At 52.2% G+C, this 15,632-nt stretch carries 8 protein-coding genes; 7 read left to right on the forward strand and 1 reads right to left on the reverse strand.

The genetic code is table 11. The annotated features are described in order from the left end of the window. Positions 1–127: 127 nt before the first annotated feature. From J7619_RS05260 to J7619_RS05270, 3 genes are read left to right on the forward strand one after another with little or no spacing between them, the layout of a single operon-like run. On the forward strand, positions 128–3,706 hold the full coding sequence (locus J7619_RS05260) for a TonB-dependent receptor (protein ID WP_291195086.1): 3,579 nt from the start codon (positions 128–130) through the stop codon (positions 3,704–3,706). 47 nt (positions 3,707–3,753) lie between these two features. After that, positions 3,754–5,418, forward strand: a complete 1,665-nt coding sequence (locus J7619_RS05265; RefSeq protein WP_291195089.1) for a RagB/SusD family nutrient uptake outer membrane protein — start codon at positions 3,754–3,756, stop codon at positions 5,416–5,418. A 42-nt stretch (positions 5,419–5,460) separates the two neighbouring features. Continuing rightward, positions 5,461–6,411, forward strand: coding sequence for a sugar phosphate isomerase/epimerase (locus J7619_RS05270; RefSeq protein ID WP_291195092.1), 951 nt, complete (start codon positions 5,461–5,463; stop codon positions 6,409–6,411). Between the two features lie 97 nt (positions 6,412–6,508). On the opposite strand, the gene J7619_RS05275 is transcribed toward J7619_RS05270, so the two are convergent. After that, a complete protein-coding gene (locus tag J7619_RS05275; protein WP_291195095.1) occupies positions 6,509–7,675 on the reverse strand; it encodes a substrate-binding domain-containing protein in 1,167 nt (388 codons plus the stop codon). Between the two features lie 340 nt (positions 7,676–8,015). Here J7619_RS05275 and J7619_RS05280 point away from each other — a divergent pair, with 340 nt between their 5' ends. The 4 genes from J7619_RS05280 (at position 8,016) to J7619_RS05295 (ending at position 15,625) form a co-directional block, all read left to right on the forward strand. Then, positions 8,016–11,039, forward strand: a complete 3,024-nt coding sequence (locus J7619_RS05280; RefSeq protein ID WP_291195098.1) for a TonB-dependent receptor — start codon at positions 8,016–8,018, stop codon at positions 11,037–11,039. A 35-nt stretch (positions 11,040–11,074) separates the two neighbouring features. Further along, entirely contained in the window at positions 11,075–12,568 is a 1,494-nt protein-coding gene (locus J7619_RS05285; protein ID WP_291195101.1) for a RagB/SusD family nutrient uptake outer membrane protein, read from the forward strand. A gap of 196 nt (positions 12,569–12,764) precedes the next feature. Further along, entirely contained in the window at positions 12,765–13,697 is a 933-nt protein-coding gene (locus tag J7619_RS05290; RefSeq protein WP_291195104.1) for a hypothetical protein, read from the forward strand. A 176-nt stretch (positions 13,698–13,873) separates the two neighbouring features. After that, the gene (locus tag J7619_RS05295; protein ID WP_291195107.1) at positions 13,874–15,625 is read left to right on the forward strand and encodes an FAD-dependent oxidoreductase; all 1,752 of its coding nucleotides are present in this window, start codon (positions 13,874–13,876) and stop codon (positions 15,623–15,625) included. Positions 15,626–15,632 lie beyond the last annotated feature (7 nt).

A 15,632-nucleotide genomic window follows, 5' to 3' on the forward strand; every position in this document is an offset into this window, starting at 1 on the left:
ATCATTCACCCGAATGCAAATCCCCTCTTTCTGTGCTGGCGCTAAGAAGGTCCCCCGAATGGAAATTCGAGAAGGGACACGGGAATTATTTTGCCGATTTTTTTAAACCTACAAAACAGACAAAAGTATGAAAAAAACCTTTTACCGGCAGAGTTACCTGCTCAAAATTATGAGAATCAGCCTCATACAATTGTTCATCATCATCGGGTTCTCCGGGTTCGCCGTGGCGTTCGACGGCTACGGGCAGGAGGTACTCAACCGTCGTCTGACGATCAACATCCGGGAGCAGAAAATCGGTGCGGCCCTCGAACAGATCGGCAAGCTGTCCGGCGTGCATTTTATGTACAGCCCCGAGCTCATCCGCTCGCAGCGCAAGGTCACATTCAGCGCCCGTGAGGAGAAGCTGGAAGCTATTCTAGATAGCTTTCTGACTCCTTTGCAGGTTTCCTACGAAGTTTCGGGTAAGCAGATTTTGCTGAAAAGGGCTGCATCCAAGCCTGTCATCAATCTGCCGGAAGGAGCAGGAACGTCCGTCAAAACGATCCAGCCCATCGATTTTCAGATTAAGGGTACCGTAAAAGACGCGACCGGCGGCACCATTCCCGGTGCCACGATCGTCCTCAAAGGCAGCTCGTCGGTAGGGACCACCACCGATGCCGATGGCGGATTTTCACTCAATGTTCCCGATGGCAGCACCACGCTGGTGGTTTCGTCTATCGGCTTCCTGAGCCAGGAGATCGACATTACCAATAAAACCATGGTGGAAGTGACGCTTCAATCCGATATCAAGTCGTTGAGCGAAGTGGTGGTGACGGGTTATTCGTCCCAATCCAAGCGCGATATTACCGGCGCGGTTTCGACCGTTGACGCTACCGAACTGACCAAAGTAGCTGCCCCGAACGTGGCACAGCAATTACAGGGACGTGTGGCTGGCGTAACCGTTACTTCCAACAACACACCCGGCGGTGAAGCGACGGTCCGTATCCGGGGTTTTGGTACGATCAATAACAACGACCCGCTGTACGTCATCGACGGTGTGCCTACGAAAGGTGGTCTGAACAGCATTAACCCGAACAACATCGAGTCGATGCAGGTATTGAAAGACGCTTCTTCCGCTTCCATTTACGGCTCTCGCGCTGCCAACGGGGTGATTATCATTACGACCAAGAAGGGAAAAGTAGGCGCTCCTAGATTTACATTCAATTCCCGCGCAGGGTTTCAGACAGGCAAAGTGGACCTTGGCCTGATTAAAGACCCACAGCAATTCGGCGACCTTCTCTGGACACAGCGGAAAAATGCGGGCGTGCTTACAAACGGTAATCCTTCGCACCAACAATACGGCAACGGCCCTACTGCAGTGGTACCCGACTACATTCTGGCAGGTTCCAACTATGGCCTTTTTGAGGGAGACCCCAAAACAGACCCGTCGCTTTACAACTACAACCGTACCGGATTTTACCAGATCGTGAAAGCCAACAAGGAAGGTACCGACTGGCACAAGGAAATCCTCCGCCCGGCGGCCATCCAGGAATATAATATCGGCGCAAACGGTGGTACCGAAAATGGACGCTATGCCATTGCGCTCAACTATTTCAAACAGGATGGTGTATTGATTCACACCTCATTTGACCGCTATTCAATCCGCTCAAATACCGAGTTTACTTTCAAAAAACGCATTCGCCTTGGAGAGAACCTGGAATTGAGCTACACCGAAAACAAAGGCTACTACAATGCGAACGGTACCGCGAGCTCGACCAACAACCAGGACGGCAACCCGATCGGGAACGGCTACCGCATTCCTTCGATCATTCCGGTGTACGACATTATGGGCAACTTCGCGGCTACCCGCGCTGCCGGCCTCGGCCCTGCCACCAACCCGGTTGCGCAGTTATGGAGAAGCCGCAACAACCAGACCAATACGTTGCGCGCATTTGGCAATGCATACATCGAAGTGGACATCCTGAAAGACCTTACCGCCAAATCGAGCATCGGTATCGACTTCATTAATGCCAACCGCGTGAGTTATACCCTGCTTGACCTCGAAGAAGCCGAAATCGAAGCAGCCAACGCGATGACCAATGGCAATGCCTATGACGTCAACTGGACCTGGTCGAACACTTTGAACTATACCAAAAACCTCGGTACTTCCCACAAAGTTAGCGTGCTGGCGGGTACAGAAGCTATTAAAGGTACCGGCCGCGACTTCTCGGGAACGCGCACGACCTTCTTCTCGGAAGACCCGCTTTATATGTACCTCAACTCAGGAACCGCAGGCATTGCCAACACCGGCGCAGGTTACGAGTGGGCGTTATTCTCGATTTTCGGGAAAGTAAACTACGCGTTCAAGGACCGCTACCTGCTGGAAGCGACCGTACGCCGCGATGGTTCTTCGCGCTTTGGGCAAAACAACCGCTATGGCACGTTCCCGGCATTCAGCGCAGGATGGCGCCTGTCGGAAGAGACTTTTATGAAAAGCATTCCCTGGCTGGATGATCTGAAACTCCGCGCAGGCTGGGGACAAACCGGTAACCAGGAGATTGGAAACTACAATGGTTTCAGCACCTACCGTTCGAGCCTGAGCCAGTCGTCGTACGCGATTGACGGGTCGAACAATGCCGTACAACCAGGCTTCGACACCGAGGCATTCGGTAACCAGAATGCGAAATGGGAAACCACCACGCAGACCAACGTGGGTATCGATGCTACCTTTCTGAAAGGGATGTTCGGCCTGAACCTCGATTTGTACAACCGTACCACTTCCGATATGCTCTACCAGGTTGCGTTGCCGGCAACGCAAGGTGTCGCGACCATTCCTTTCGTCAATGTGGGTGAAATGAACAACAAGGGTATCGACCTCGGCATCGACTTCCATAACAAGGCATTGAATGGCGATCTCACCTACTCTGTAGGCGTCAATTTCTCGACCTACAAAAACGAGGTCAAAAAACTGAACAACAGCGCTACCGCCGTGCTCCTTGGGCCTGCGATCCGCAGTTACACCTGGACGCGCTCGGTGGCGGGCATGCCGCTCTATTCATTCTATGGCTTGCAAATCGACGGCATTTACCAGAACCAGGGTGAAGTGGACAACGGTCCGAAATATCCCGGCTATGCTGCTGTGGGTAAATACAAATACCACGATACCGACGGTGACGGCACCATTACCGACAACGACCGCAAGTTCCTGGGTAATCCACATCCGGACTTCACCTATGGTATTAACCTGAATGTAGGTTACAAGAATTTCGACCTTTCCGCATTCTTCCAGGGTGTGAAAGGCAACCAGATCATCAACATGGTGAAACGCTGGGTGGATTTCAACAACCAGGCGGGTAACCGCAGCCTCCGCATGCTCAACGATTCATGGACGCCTCAGAACCCGGATGCGGTATTGCCGATCCTCGATGCGAACGACAGCCGCAGCCAACAGCCTTCGAGTTACTTCATCGAGGACGGTTCCTACCTCCGCATGAAAAACCTGACGCTGGGTTACACGCTGCCTGCCGGGATGTTGTCCAAAATCGGTTTCGAGAGCGCACGCGTGTACTTACAGGCACAAAATCTTTTCACGATCAGCAAATACAGCGGCATCGATCCGGAGGTGACCTCGGTAGGCTCTACACCTGGTAGCACGGTCCTCGGTGTGGATCAGGGGAATTATCCCAATTCGAAGATGTACCAGATCGGTATCAACTTCGGATTCTAGTTTGGTTTAATCAAAATCTTTAACACGGCATCATTCTCATTATCAATATGAAAAAGAGCGTATTAGCATTAACTGCAATGGTCTGCGTGGGCGTACTCACCTCCTGCGGGGACAGTTTTCTCGAAACCACGCCGCTCGGCGTGGGCAACGAGGCCATGCTTGCGAATAAAACCGGGGTCAATGCGGTATTGATCGGCGCATACAGTTTGCTCGACGGCGTCGGATCCGGACCGGTCAATACATCGTCGGTCAGCAACTGGATTTACGGTTCCATCGCCTCCGACGACGCGTATAAAGGCAGCGACGTAGGCGATCAGGCGCAGATCACGACCATCGAACGTTACATTGCCCAGGCCGACATCGGCGCCTATAACGACAAATGGGTGGCCGTTTACGACGGCGTTTCGCGCTCCAACAACGTGATCAACCTCATTGCCAAGGCTACGGATATGACTGCCGCCGAAAAAGCGCAGGCCCTCGGCGAAGCCCGCTTCCTGCGTGCCTGGTATCATTTCGAGGCGAAAAAACTCTGGAACATGGTGCCTTACGTAGATGAGACGGTCACCGACTACATCAACCTGCCCAACGACAAGGATATCTGGCCGAACATCGAGGCCGATATTCAGTTCGCGATCGACAACGTATCGGCAACCAAAGCACAGGTGGGCCGCGCAAGCAAATGGACCGCGAAAGCATTCCTGGCCAAAGTACATATGTATCAGCAGGATTACCTCGCTGCCAAACCTTTGCTCGACGACGTGATCAACAATGGCCCGTTCTCGCTCGTCAACAGCTTTCACGACAACTTCCGTATTACCACGGAAAACAATTCGGAATCCATTTTCGAAGTGCAAATGTCCGTTGCTGACGGCGGCGCGGGCCAAAACGGAAGCTGGGGAGATAACTACAACTTCCCTTACGGCTCGGCACCCGGCGGTTGCTGCGGGTTCTTCCAACCCACTCAAAACCTCGTAAATGCATTCAAGACCGACGCCAGCGGGCTGCCATTGCTGGATACATTCAATGATGCGGATGTAAAGAATGACGAGGGACTTTCTTCCACCGATGCATTCACGCCTTACGAGGGCACGCTGGATCCGCGCCTGGACTGGACCGTGGGTCGTCGCGGGCTGCCGTTCCTGAACTGGGGCGTTCACCCGGGTAAAAACTGGATCCGCGATCAGAGCTTCGGCGGGCCTTATACTTTCAAGAAGTTCTTTGCTTACAGTGGTGAAAATGCCGGCGCCGAGTCGCCCCGCGCCAATGCGAACAACTACCGCGCCATTCGCCTGGCCGACATCCTGCTGATGCGCGCCGAAGTGGCCGCGGAAGACAATGACCTCGCCACCGCATTGAAACTCGTGAACCAGGTACGTACCCGTGCAGCCAACGTGGTGGTACTCGATGCTGCGAACAAGCCCGCCGCCAACTACCTGGTGAAACCCTATCCGGCATTCGCGAACCAGGAATACGCGCGGAAGGCCGTGCGTTTCGAACGTCGTCTCGAACTCGCTATGGAAGGCCACCGCCATTTCGACCTCGTGCGCTGGGGCAATGCGGATGTGGTGTTGAATGCCTATCTGACCAAGGAAAGCAAGAAACGTACTTACCTCGCCGGCGCCACTTTCGTGAAGGGTAAAAGCGAGTATTTCCCCATCCCTCAGGCACAGATAGATATCATGGGTGCAAACGTTTTGAAGCAAAATCCATAAAAGTGACAATTTTTTAATATTATTATCCAAAATTATCACTCAATGGTACCTCACGAACAGGATAATACTTCACGGCGCGATTGGCTTAAAACCATCGCACTCGGCGGCGCGGCGGCTATGACCAGCCACGTCGCACAGGCCGAAACAGCTTCTTCTCCGGCCGCACGCAGGATCCCTATTGCCGTCTCGACCTACTCCTACTGGCACTTCCAGGAGCAGAAGTACCCGATCGACAAGGTGATCGAGGACGCTGCCCGGCTGGGCTTCGACGGCGTGGAGATCCTGCACCGGCAAATGGATAACGAGACAGTTCCGTACATGAACAAGCTGAAAAGGCTTGCATTCGACAACGGCTTGTCGCTTCCGCTTCTCTCTATCCATCAGAGCTTTGTGCAGCCTAAGCCGGAAGATCGAAAAAAGGACATTGAACATACCCTAAAATGTATTAACCTTGCGACCCAAATGGGCATTCCGGCGATCCGGATGAACACGGGAAGCTGGCGGACGGTGAAGCGCGATGCCAACTATTACAAGGATGGCAAAGAGCCGCCGATCCAGGGTTTCACGGATCAGGACGCCATCAAATGGTGTATCGAATCCATGCAGGAATGTCTGGTGGCTGCCGAGAAAGCGGGGATTGTACTCGCGATCGAAAACCACTGGGGGCTGTCGTCGAACATCGATTACCTGCTTGAAATATACAAGCCGCTGGCGTCGTCGCCGGCAATGGGGATGAATGTCGACACGGGGAATTTTGTAGGCGATCCCTACCCGCAGTTCGAACGCCTGGCGCCCTACGCGACGATCGTTCAGGCCAAGACATATTACGGCGGCGGGCATTATTACGACCTCGACCTGGATTACAAACGGATCGCGGGCATTTTGAGAAAAGCGAATTTCAAAGGTTACGTATCGCTGGAAATGGAAGGAAAAGAAGACCCGGCCACCGCGGTACCTAAAAGCCTGAAAGTATTAAGAGAGGCGCTGAGTTAGCCTTTTCAAGATTTTCATAATTATATTCTGTAGTTAATAAAGTGCTGCTTCTCTGGGGTTGCACTTTTTCTTTTTAATGCCACGAAGGCACTAAACATTACCTGCACCGACGCGAAGACCCTCTCACAACCAGTTCCGTACTCAATACCCGCTTCTCATTGACAATAATCTCCTCCGCATCGACCAGCTGTAAAATCCACTCTGCCGTGGTACGCCCGATCAGGTTCGTCGGCTGACGCACGGTGGTGAGGCCGGGGCCGATGTAGGCGGATTCCGCATTATCACTGAAACCTACTACTCCGAGTTCATCCGGTATAGAAATACCTTTTTCCATGGCCATCAGCATGATTTCGATGGCGGAAGAATCGTTGACGGCGAAGATCGCGTCGGGACGGTCCGCGAGGTCGAGGAGGTACTGGCCGTAAATGCGGGCTTTCTGCTGGGTGAGCATGCCCTGGATGATCAGCCGGTCCTGAATGGGTTTACCATACTTCTCCATCGCCGCCCTGTAACCCCTCAAACGCTCCTGACTCACCTGCAACGTGAGCGGCCCGCCAAGATGGGCAATGCGCTCGTAGCCATTCAAAATCAAATGCTCCACCGCTTTGAACGACGCCTCGAAGTCGTTTACAACTACTTTTGGTACATCAATCTGGTCGCAGACGCGGTTGAACTGGATGAGCGGAATACCGCGCTTGGCGAACAGGCTGAGGTGATCGAAGTTGTTGGTCTCTTGCGTGAGCGAAATGAGCAGACCATCGATCCTGTTCGCCAGCATCGCCTTTGTGTTCGATATCTCGACCTGGTAGGATTCATTACTTTGCATGATCGTCAGGTTATAACCAGCCTCGGTCAGGACCTCGTGTGCGCCGATGATCACATTGGGAAAAAACTGGTTCTGAAATTCCGGAACGATCATTCCAATTGTGTTCGTCCTGCTTTTCACCAGATTGTAAGCCAGCTGGTTGGGCTGGTAATCGAGTTGGGCTGCCTTGTCGAGCACAGCCTGGCGCGTCTCCGGGCTGATGTCCGCGTGCCCGTGTAATGCGCGCGAAACCGTAGAGTTGGACACCCCAAGCGATTTCGCAATATCGATGATCGTGGTCTGATGCCGCTTACGCTTCACGAGCGATGCTATCGAGTCGTCCTTTTCCGCATGGGTGAAATAGTAGTTGCACCATTTGCACAGGTACCGTTGCTTTCCTCTCACATAGCCTGCTTTCATGATACCATCCACCTGCGCACACTTCACACATTGAATCATAAACCTTGTACTTTTTAAATAATACCTCTTTCAAATCCTCCCACTCCTCCCGGATTCACGCCGTTCTACAAAAATATAAAAATCTCCTATTAATCATCAGCAAAACCATATATCGGTATCGTTTCCGCAAACGTTACCGATACTTTTTGTTCAATTCCCGGAAATTCATGCGCTAAACCCACATGTGTATCGCCTCTGTATGCAGCTATATTTAGGTAAAAACCGCCATCCAGCCCGGTTATTCAAAAGTATAGTGAGCCTTCGCCAAGGCCGTTTCAACGCGAAAAAATTGCACTATTTCAATTTTATCATTTTTGATCAAACCCTAATTTTTAACTACATGAAGAAAAAAATACGTGACTTGTTCCTGCTCGGCCTCCTGTGCCTGGGTATTACGCAGTTGCTGCTCGCGCAGGACGTAACAGTGAAAGGCAAAGTGACCGACGAAAAGGGCGAAATGATTCCCGGCGCAAGCGTGACCGTAAAAGGATCTCAGCAAGGAACACTGACAGACGCAGAAGGTGTGTATTCCATCGATGTGGCAGGCAATGCGACGCTCGTGTTCTCATTCCTTGGATATCTGAAAGAAGAGGTGCCCGTATCGAACCGCTCGAAAATCGATGTTTCGCTGAAAACCGACACCAAGGCACTGGAAGAAGTGGTCGTGGTAGGTTACGGAACCCAGCGGAAGGTCGAGACGACCGGCTCCATCGCGTCCGTCAAAGCAGCCGACCTCGTGCAGACACCCGTTGCGAATATCGCGCAAGGCTTGCAGGCACGTGTAGCAGGGGTGCAGATCAACCAGAACTCCGGCTCTCCCGGCGGTAACATCAGCGTGCGTATCCGGGGTACCAACTCCATCAATGGGTCGTCCGAACCCCTGTATGTTATCGACGGTATCCAGGTTTCGAACGGTGGCGGGATTACCGATGTCAGCCCGCTTTCGACGATCAATCCCAATGATATTGAATCGGTTGAAGTCCTGAAAGATGCATCCGCTTCGGCTATCTACGGGGCCAGAGCAGCCAACGGTGTGATCCTGATTACCACCAAACGCGGTAAAAATGGGGCTACCCGGGTGACCTACGACGGATATTATGGTTCTCAGAAAGTGAACAAAACCCTGGATGTACTCAACGCGTCTCAGTTTGCCCAACTTGAAAATGAAGTATTTAAAAACAATTACTATCCGGACCCGGCATCGCTTGGCGAGGGTATCAACTGGCAAAAACTGATTTTCCGGAAGGCCCCTATTCAAAACCATCAGCTTTCTATCAATGGCGGCAGCGAAAAAACACAGTTGGCTATTTCGCTCAACTATTTCGACCAGGATGGTACGCTGATAGGCTCTCAGTTCCAGCGCTACTCCTACCGCCTGAACCTTGATCACCGCATCAGCAAAAATGTCAAAATAGGTACAAGCATCCTGGGCAGCTACTCCATCGCGAACGGTATCCAGACAGGCGGCACCAACATCGGCGATGGCGGCGCGGTACTTTCATCCGTTCTGGGAGCGGCCATCGGAGCTCCTCCTATGCTGCAACCTTACCGTCCCGACGGCAGTATTTTCCCCTTCGGCGAGCAAGCCGGCGGCCAGTATCGCGAGGTGGTCAATCCATTGAATTTTTCGGCCGTGCTCAACAAACGTTCGATCAAAAGGACGTTGGCGAATATTTACGGCGAAGTATCTCTTTTTAAAGGGCTTACTTACCGTGCGTCGTTCAACCTCGACCAGAAAGGCGAGCTTTTCGACGGCTATTCACCCCGTTCGATCGTCAACAAAAGCGACCTGAACGACAATTCCGGTTCCGGTACGAAAGCAAATTCCAATTACCTGGCATTGCTTCACGAAAGCATCCTTACATACAGCACCACTTTTGCTAAAAACCATTCTTTCAAAGCCACAGCCGTATTTGGTACGCAGCTTGAACAAGGCAATTCCAACACTATGAGTGCGACGGGGTTCCCGAACGACGCGACGAAAAACGAGGCAATGCAGCTCGCATTGACCCGTACCATCAGCAGCGGCAGGAGCTCCCAGCGACTGGATTCCTATATGGCACGTGTGAACTATGGTTTCAAGGATAAGTTTTTCATAGATGTTACTGCTCGTGCCGACGGTTCGAGCAAGTTCGGGGCCAATCATAAATACGGGGTATTCCCGGCAGTTTCGGCCGCTTACCGGATCATCGAGGAGTCATTTATGAAGGATATCAGCTGGCTTTCCGATTTCAAAGTACGCGGTAGCTACGGTATCACAGGGAATGCAGGCGGGATCGACCCTTACCAGTCGCTGGCCACAGTGGCTTCGGGGAATAGCTACATGATTAACCATACCTATGTAACAGGCATCGAACCTACCGGCATCGCAAACCCGGACCTGCGCTGGGAGCGGTCGAAACAAGCTAACATCGGAATCGACATCAGCTTGCTGAACAACCGCATCAGCGTTATTGCCGACGTTTACCACAAGAAAACGGATGACCTGCTTTATGTGAAAACGCTACCGCTAAGCTCTGGCTATGGCGCTATTACCGGGAACTTCGCCGCATTGCAAAACAAAGGGCTCGAACTGGCTGTGAACGCGCGTATCCTGGATGGAAAACTGAAATGGGATGTTTCAGCTAATACAACGATTAATCGCAACAAGGTACTCGGTCTCGATGGCGGCGTTACCACCGAGCGCTTCATGACGACCTACACGGTTCTCAAAGTGGGACAGCCGCTGGGGATGTTTAAAACCTATGTTTTCGATGGCGTTAACCAAACCGGCGAAACCATCCTCCCTGGCTATGATGGTCGCATCGGTGGCCATAAAGTAAAAGACATAACCGGCGACGGCCAGATCACCGCGGCCGACCAGGTGCTGGTGGGCAACCCGAACCCTAAGTTCATCTACGGTTTTTCGACCAACCTGTCTTACGCCGGGTTCGACCTTGCTGCATTCATCTCAGGCTCGCAAGGCAACGATATTTACAATGCCAGCCGCCTGTCATTCGAAAACCCGCTCGGACAGCGTAACCTGCTGGCCGGTGTTGCCGATCGCTGGTCGCCGACCAACCCCAGCAATCAGTATGTCAGCGGTTTCCAGGGCGGCCGGTTACCGATCACCAACTATGTGGTGGAAAACGGCTCTTACCTCCGCTGTAAAAACCTCACGCTGGGCTATACCGTGCCGAAGTTCAAGGGCTTGCAAGGTATCCGTTTGTACGTGAGTGCGAACAACCTGTTCACGATCACCAAATACAGCGGATATGATCCGGAAGTAAATACCTACGCAGGTTCCAACACGGTTATCGGGGTCGACAACTTCGTGTACCCGCAGTCTAAATCATTCCTGGGGGGTATCCAGGTTACATTCTGATCCAATCCTCTTGTCGACTTCGAGTCCCATTTAATATGAAAAAGCTACTAAAAATAACGTCATACCTCAGCGCTGCCGGCGTAGCGCTGCTCGCTCCTTCCTGCCAGCTGGACGAAACGATTTATTCTTCCATTTACACGGAAGATTTTTACAAAACAGCTGCCGATGCTGAAAAAGGGCTGGTTTCCGTTTACGGCGCATTGGGCGGCCTTGGCGGTGGACCTGCGTTGACGTTGATCGCCGATTTCAGCGACGACCAGACCTACCCGCGCGGGGTGGTTGGACGCAACACGTTGACGCTGTTCACCTACGATGTGAATTACACCACGCAAAAAAGTAATGCGCGTACCAACGAATCGCCCCAGCAGATATGGGCATCGTGCTACAACGGTATCGAAAAGGCTAACTGGGTAATCGCCAAAGTACCCGGCGCGAATATGGACGAAACCCGCAGAAAGCAGATCATCGGTGAAGCATATTACCTGAGGGCATTTTACCACTGGTTCCTCACCAAGAATTTCGGCGATGTTCCGGTTAAAATCACGCCAAGCTACACAGCGGAGGAAGCGCTGACGGCCAAAAGTTCAAAAGCCGATGTTTACAAGCAGATTTACGCCGACCTCGACCAGGCATTGGCGGCGGGCCTGCCGTCATACCCCAATGTAGATAAGGGACGTGTTGCCAAGGAGGTTGTGAGCGCATTGTACGCGAAGGCCGCCCTTTATAACGAGGACTGGGCCAAAGCACTGGAAAAAGCCAAGGATGTAATTAACTCCGGCAAATACACGCTAATGCCGGATGTACGTGATGTTTACAAATATGATAAGGAAGATGCTGCCCGCATAGAAAACATGTGGGCGTATGAAGCCGACCCTGTTTCTCCGGGACTGGGCCACCAGCTTACCGGCCTCTGCGGTCCTCCGGGTAGCGCCGGCCCCGAATTTGCCCGCACTTCGTTCGGGTCTATGTTTGCTTATCAGGCATTCTTCGACTCATTTGACCCTACGGATAAGCGGCGTACCCTGCTGGATACAAACTATGTAAACAAAGCCGGCACCATTGTACCTCAGAAAAGCATCACCCCTATTACGACCAAAGGTGTGCTGATCAAGAAGTACCAGGACCCTGTTTCAACGGTCGGACTAATCCCGAACATTCCGATCTTCCGGCTCCCCGACATGTACCTGATCGCAGCCGAAGCCGAGGCACGGCTGAATGGTGCCACGGCGATAGCTTATGATTTTATCAACCCAATAAGAAAACGCGCGGGACTGGCTGACCTGAAAACCGGCCTTACCAAAGACGCATTCGTCGACGCGGTTTTGCAGGAGCGCGCGTGGGAGTTTTTCGCTGAGGGTGACCGCTGGTATGACCTCACCCGCACCGGCAAATTCCTGACGGTGATCCCAAAGGCCGTGAATGATGTGTACCCGACCCGCAACGTAACCGCCAAAAACAAGTATTTCCCTATTCCGCAGGACGAAATCAATGCCAATCCGAAGCTGGAACAGAATCCTGAGTGGAAATAGCGAGGTGCCTAAGGAGGCTCCTGCCGGAGCCCGGATGTTTATAAATGTTACATACTCGCTATAAGCAGGATGTCCCTCCGGGATCGTCATTGTCCTGAATGCCTCGGAGAGGCAGCCTGTTTATAGCAACCGGCGGATTTCAACTTCCGCCGGGCCCCGGAGGGGCCTCCTAAAACCCGAACGACCAGGTAAAACGATGATTCAACTAATGCTTTTGTTTTCGCTCTGCTGCGCCTCCCCAACCCGGGAAGGACGCATCCGTGAATACAAAATCACTGAGAACGATACCCTAACCTACACCCTGAAACTCGCGCTCGACGAAAAGGGTCAGCCCCAGTATTTTTTCAGGAACATTTTTACGCCGGTTTGCTACACCAACGAATGCAAGCCTGTGTATATCAATTTCTATTGGGACTTGCTGGGCAACTACGAACGCTACGACCTGCCCGAAGGCAAGGTACTCACCAAGGTTGATCACGACGAGTTCAAAGAAGAGGATTACCAGAAATTGCAGGATATCCTCGCGCAGAACAACTCCATTTTCGCCGACCTCAAAATGGAAGACCTGATTACCAAAGGCACGGATAACCTGACGGATTCCGTCGATGCAAAAGCAGGCGCTACTTTGAAAACCATTAAAAACCAGGTCATCGACGGGGCAGTTTACACGTGCTACACGCTGTGGCACATTGCTTACGGTAAAGCGGTGCCGGAAATGCAGAAGATCATCGAGACCTATTCCAATGACGCATTGCTGCACCGGTTTCTGGAAAGCAAAAACCATTACTACCAATACTGGGCAATGGCGAAAGTGATGGATACCGGCGGCACGGTGAAGAAGCCATTTGAAAAAGACATCGAGGCGATCATTGCCGGAAAGAACGGCTTCATTGCCAAATATGCCTTGCAGCATGTGGGAAATGATTTTTTTAAAACAGAGCAAAGACAGAACTGGCTTTGGGAAACCTATCAGAAAACAGGCTATGCAATACAAATAGCCATCCTGAAAAAACTAAATACCAGCAAAATCCCCATTTCCAAACCCCTGGCAGCAAGCCTGCAAACCAGCCTGCCCAATGCCAATGAAGAACAAACTTTACTGATCCAAAACATCCTGCAAAAACCATGAACATCCCCCATATCCCCGGACTAAAGTCCGGGGCAATAGATTCAATATTGCCTCCGGCAATGTTGCCAAAGACAATATTGCCGGAGGCAAAAAAATCCCCTTGCCCCGGGTTTCAACCCGGGGATTTTAGAAAGTTGTTTGGGCTATTTGTGTTAATGATTTTGATGTTTCCGGCAATGGCTCAAAATCATGTTTTTGTCGAGACAGAATCTTTTGAGGACAAAGGCGGCTGGGTGATCGACCAGCAATCTTTTGTGGTGATGAACTCGTCCTATATCATGGCACATGGGATGGGACGGCCGGTGAAGGATGCTACTACGACTGTTCAATTCCCTAAAACCGGCAAGTACCATTTGTGGGTACGCACCAGGGACTGGGCGCCCTTTCCGAAAGGACCGGGCAAGTTTCAGGTGCTGGTGGATGGCAAATCCGTGGGACAGACTTTCGGTGAAAGCGGCTCGGATGCCTGGAAATGGTATGACGGCGGCGTGATCGACATTAAAAATACGGCTGCAAAACTCGCATTGAAGGACCTTACCGGCTTCAACGGCCGCTGCGATGCATTGCTTTTCACCGACGATCTGAAATTCACCCCGCCCAATGAACTGGAAGCACTAACGGCATTCCGCAGAAAGCTCCTTAACCTGACCGAAAAACCCCAGGAAGCAGGCCGGTACGACCTCGTGGTGGTGGGCGGCGGCATCGCCGGTACCTGCGCGGCCATTTCTGCGGCACGGATGGGCCTTACTGTGGCATTGATCCAGGACCGCCCGGTACTTGGCGGTAACAACAGCTCCGAAGTGCGTGTGCATTTAATGGGCGATGTGGACAAAAACCATTATCCGAAACTCGGTCGCATTGTGCGGGAAATGGATAACGGTGATCCCGGCAATGGTAACCCGGATGCCAAAGAATATGGCGACGCCCGCAAAATCTCGATCGTGAAAGCCGAAAAGAACATTTCCCTCTTCCTGAATACCCACGTTTTTAAAGTTGAAAAAGAGAACGACATTATTACGGCAGTGGTCGGTCGTGACATTGCCACCAACCAGGAGCGCCGTTTCTCAGGCTCCTTCTTCTCGGATTGCACGGGTGACGGCACGGTAGGCTTCCTGGCCGGCGCGGAGTTCCGCATGGGCCGCGAGAGCAAAGCTGAAACCGGCGAGTCGCTGGCGGCGGACAAAAGCGACGATTTTACATTGGGTACTTCCAATCTCTGGGCTTCAGTGGACCGCGATACCGTTTCGTCCTTCCCCGAAACGCCCTGGGCGATGCAGTTCTCGGATGAATACCATATTGATGAGCCCAAATCCGACTGGCAATGGGAAACCGGTTTCGGGAATTTCAACACCATTACCCAGGCCGAACAGATCCGCGACCATAACCTCCGCGCCATTTACGGTAACTGGTCGTATTTGAAAAAGAACAAAGCCGCCAAATATGGTAAAAAGGAGCTGGCCTGGGTAGCCTACATCGGTGGCAAACGCGAATCGCGCCGCATTATCGGTGATTATGTGCTGAACCAGATGGACATTCAGGAAGGCAAGTTCTACCCCGACGGCTCGGTAACAGCCACCTGGACCATCGACCTGCATTTCCCAGATGCCAAAAACAGCAAGTACTTTGAAGGACAGGAATTTTTCGCCGGTACCAAGCACATCAAAGTGGCCCCTTACACGATTCCATATCGTTGTTTGTATTCCAAAAACATCCAGAACCTGTTCATGGCCGGGCGCAACATCAGCACCACGCACGTGGCGTTCGGGAGCACCCGCGTGATGCGTACATGCGGGATGATGGGCGAGGTCGTAGGATTTGCCTCGTACATCGCAGCCAAATACAAAACCAGCCCGCGCGGCGTGTACAAAGACCACCTACCCGAGCTGACCGGCATTCTGAAAGGAGAAACGCTCGCTCCCCAACCCTGATTTTACA

Origin of the sequence: Dyadobacter sp. (assembly GCF_017744695.1) — a bacterium.
In the GTDB taxonomy this organism is placed as follows: domain Bacteria; phylum Bacteroidota; class Bacteroidia; order Cytophagales; family Spirosomataceae; genus Dyadobacter.

What these genes read in the sequence shown, in the direction of transcription:
- J7619_RS05285 (WP_291195101.1), top strand. Translation starts at nt 11,075, where the DNA reads ATGAAAAAGCTACTAAAAATAACGTCATACCTCAGCGCTGCCGGCGTA.
- J7619_RS05275 (WP_291195095.1), bottom strand. Translation starts at nt 7,675, where the DNA reads ATGATTCAATGTGTGAAGTGTGCGCAGGTGGATGGTATCATGAAAGCA.
- J7619_RS05265 (WP_291195089.1), top strand. Translation starts at nt 3,754, where the DNA reads ATGAAAAAGAGCGTATTAGCATTAACTGCAATGGTCTGCGTGGGCGTA.
- J7619_RS05280 (WP_291195098.1), top strand. Translation starts at nt 8,016, where the DNA reads ATGAAGAAAAAAATACGTGACTTGTTCCTGCTCGGCCTCCTGTGCCTG.
- J7619_RS05270 (WP_291195092.1), top strand. Translation starts at nt 5,461, where the DNA reads ATGGTACCTCACGAACAGGATAATACTTCACGGCGCGATTGGCTTAAA.
- J7619_RS05260 (WP_291195086.1), top strand. Translation starts at nt 128, where the DNA reads ATGAAAAAAACCTTTTACCGGCAGAGTTACCTGCTCAAAATTATGAGA.
- J7619_RS05290 (WP_291195104.1), top strand. Translation starts at nt 12,765, where the DNA reads ATGATTCAACTAATGCTTTTGTTTTCGCTCTGCTGCGCCTCCCCAACC.
- J7619_RS05295 (WP_291195107.1), top strand. Translation starts at nt 13,874, where the DNA reads ATGGCTCAAAATCATGTTTTTGTCGAGACAGAATCTTTTGAGGACAAA.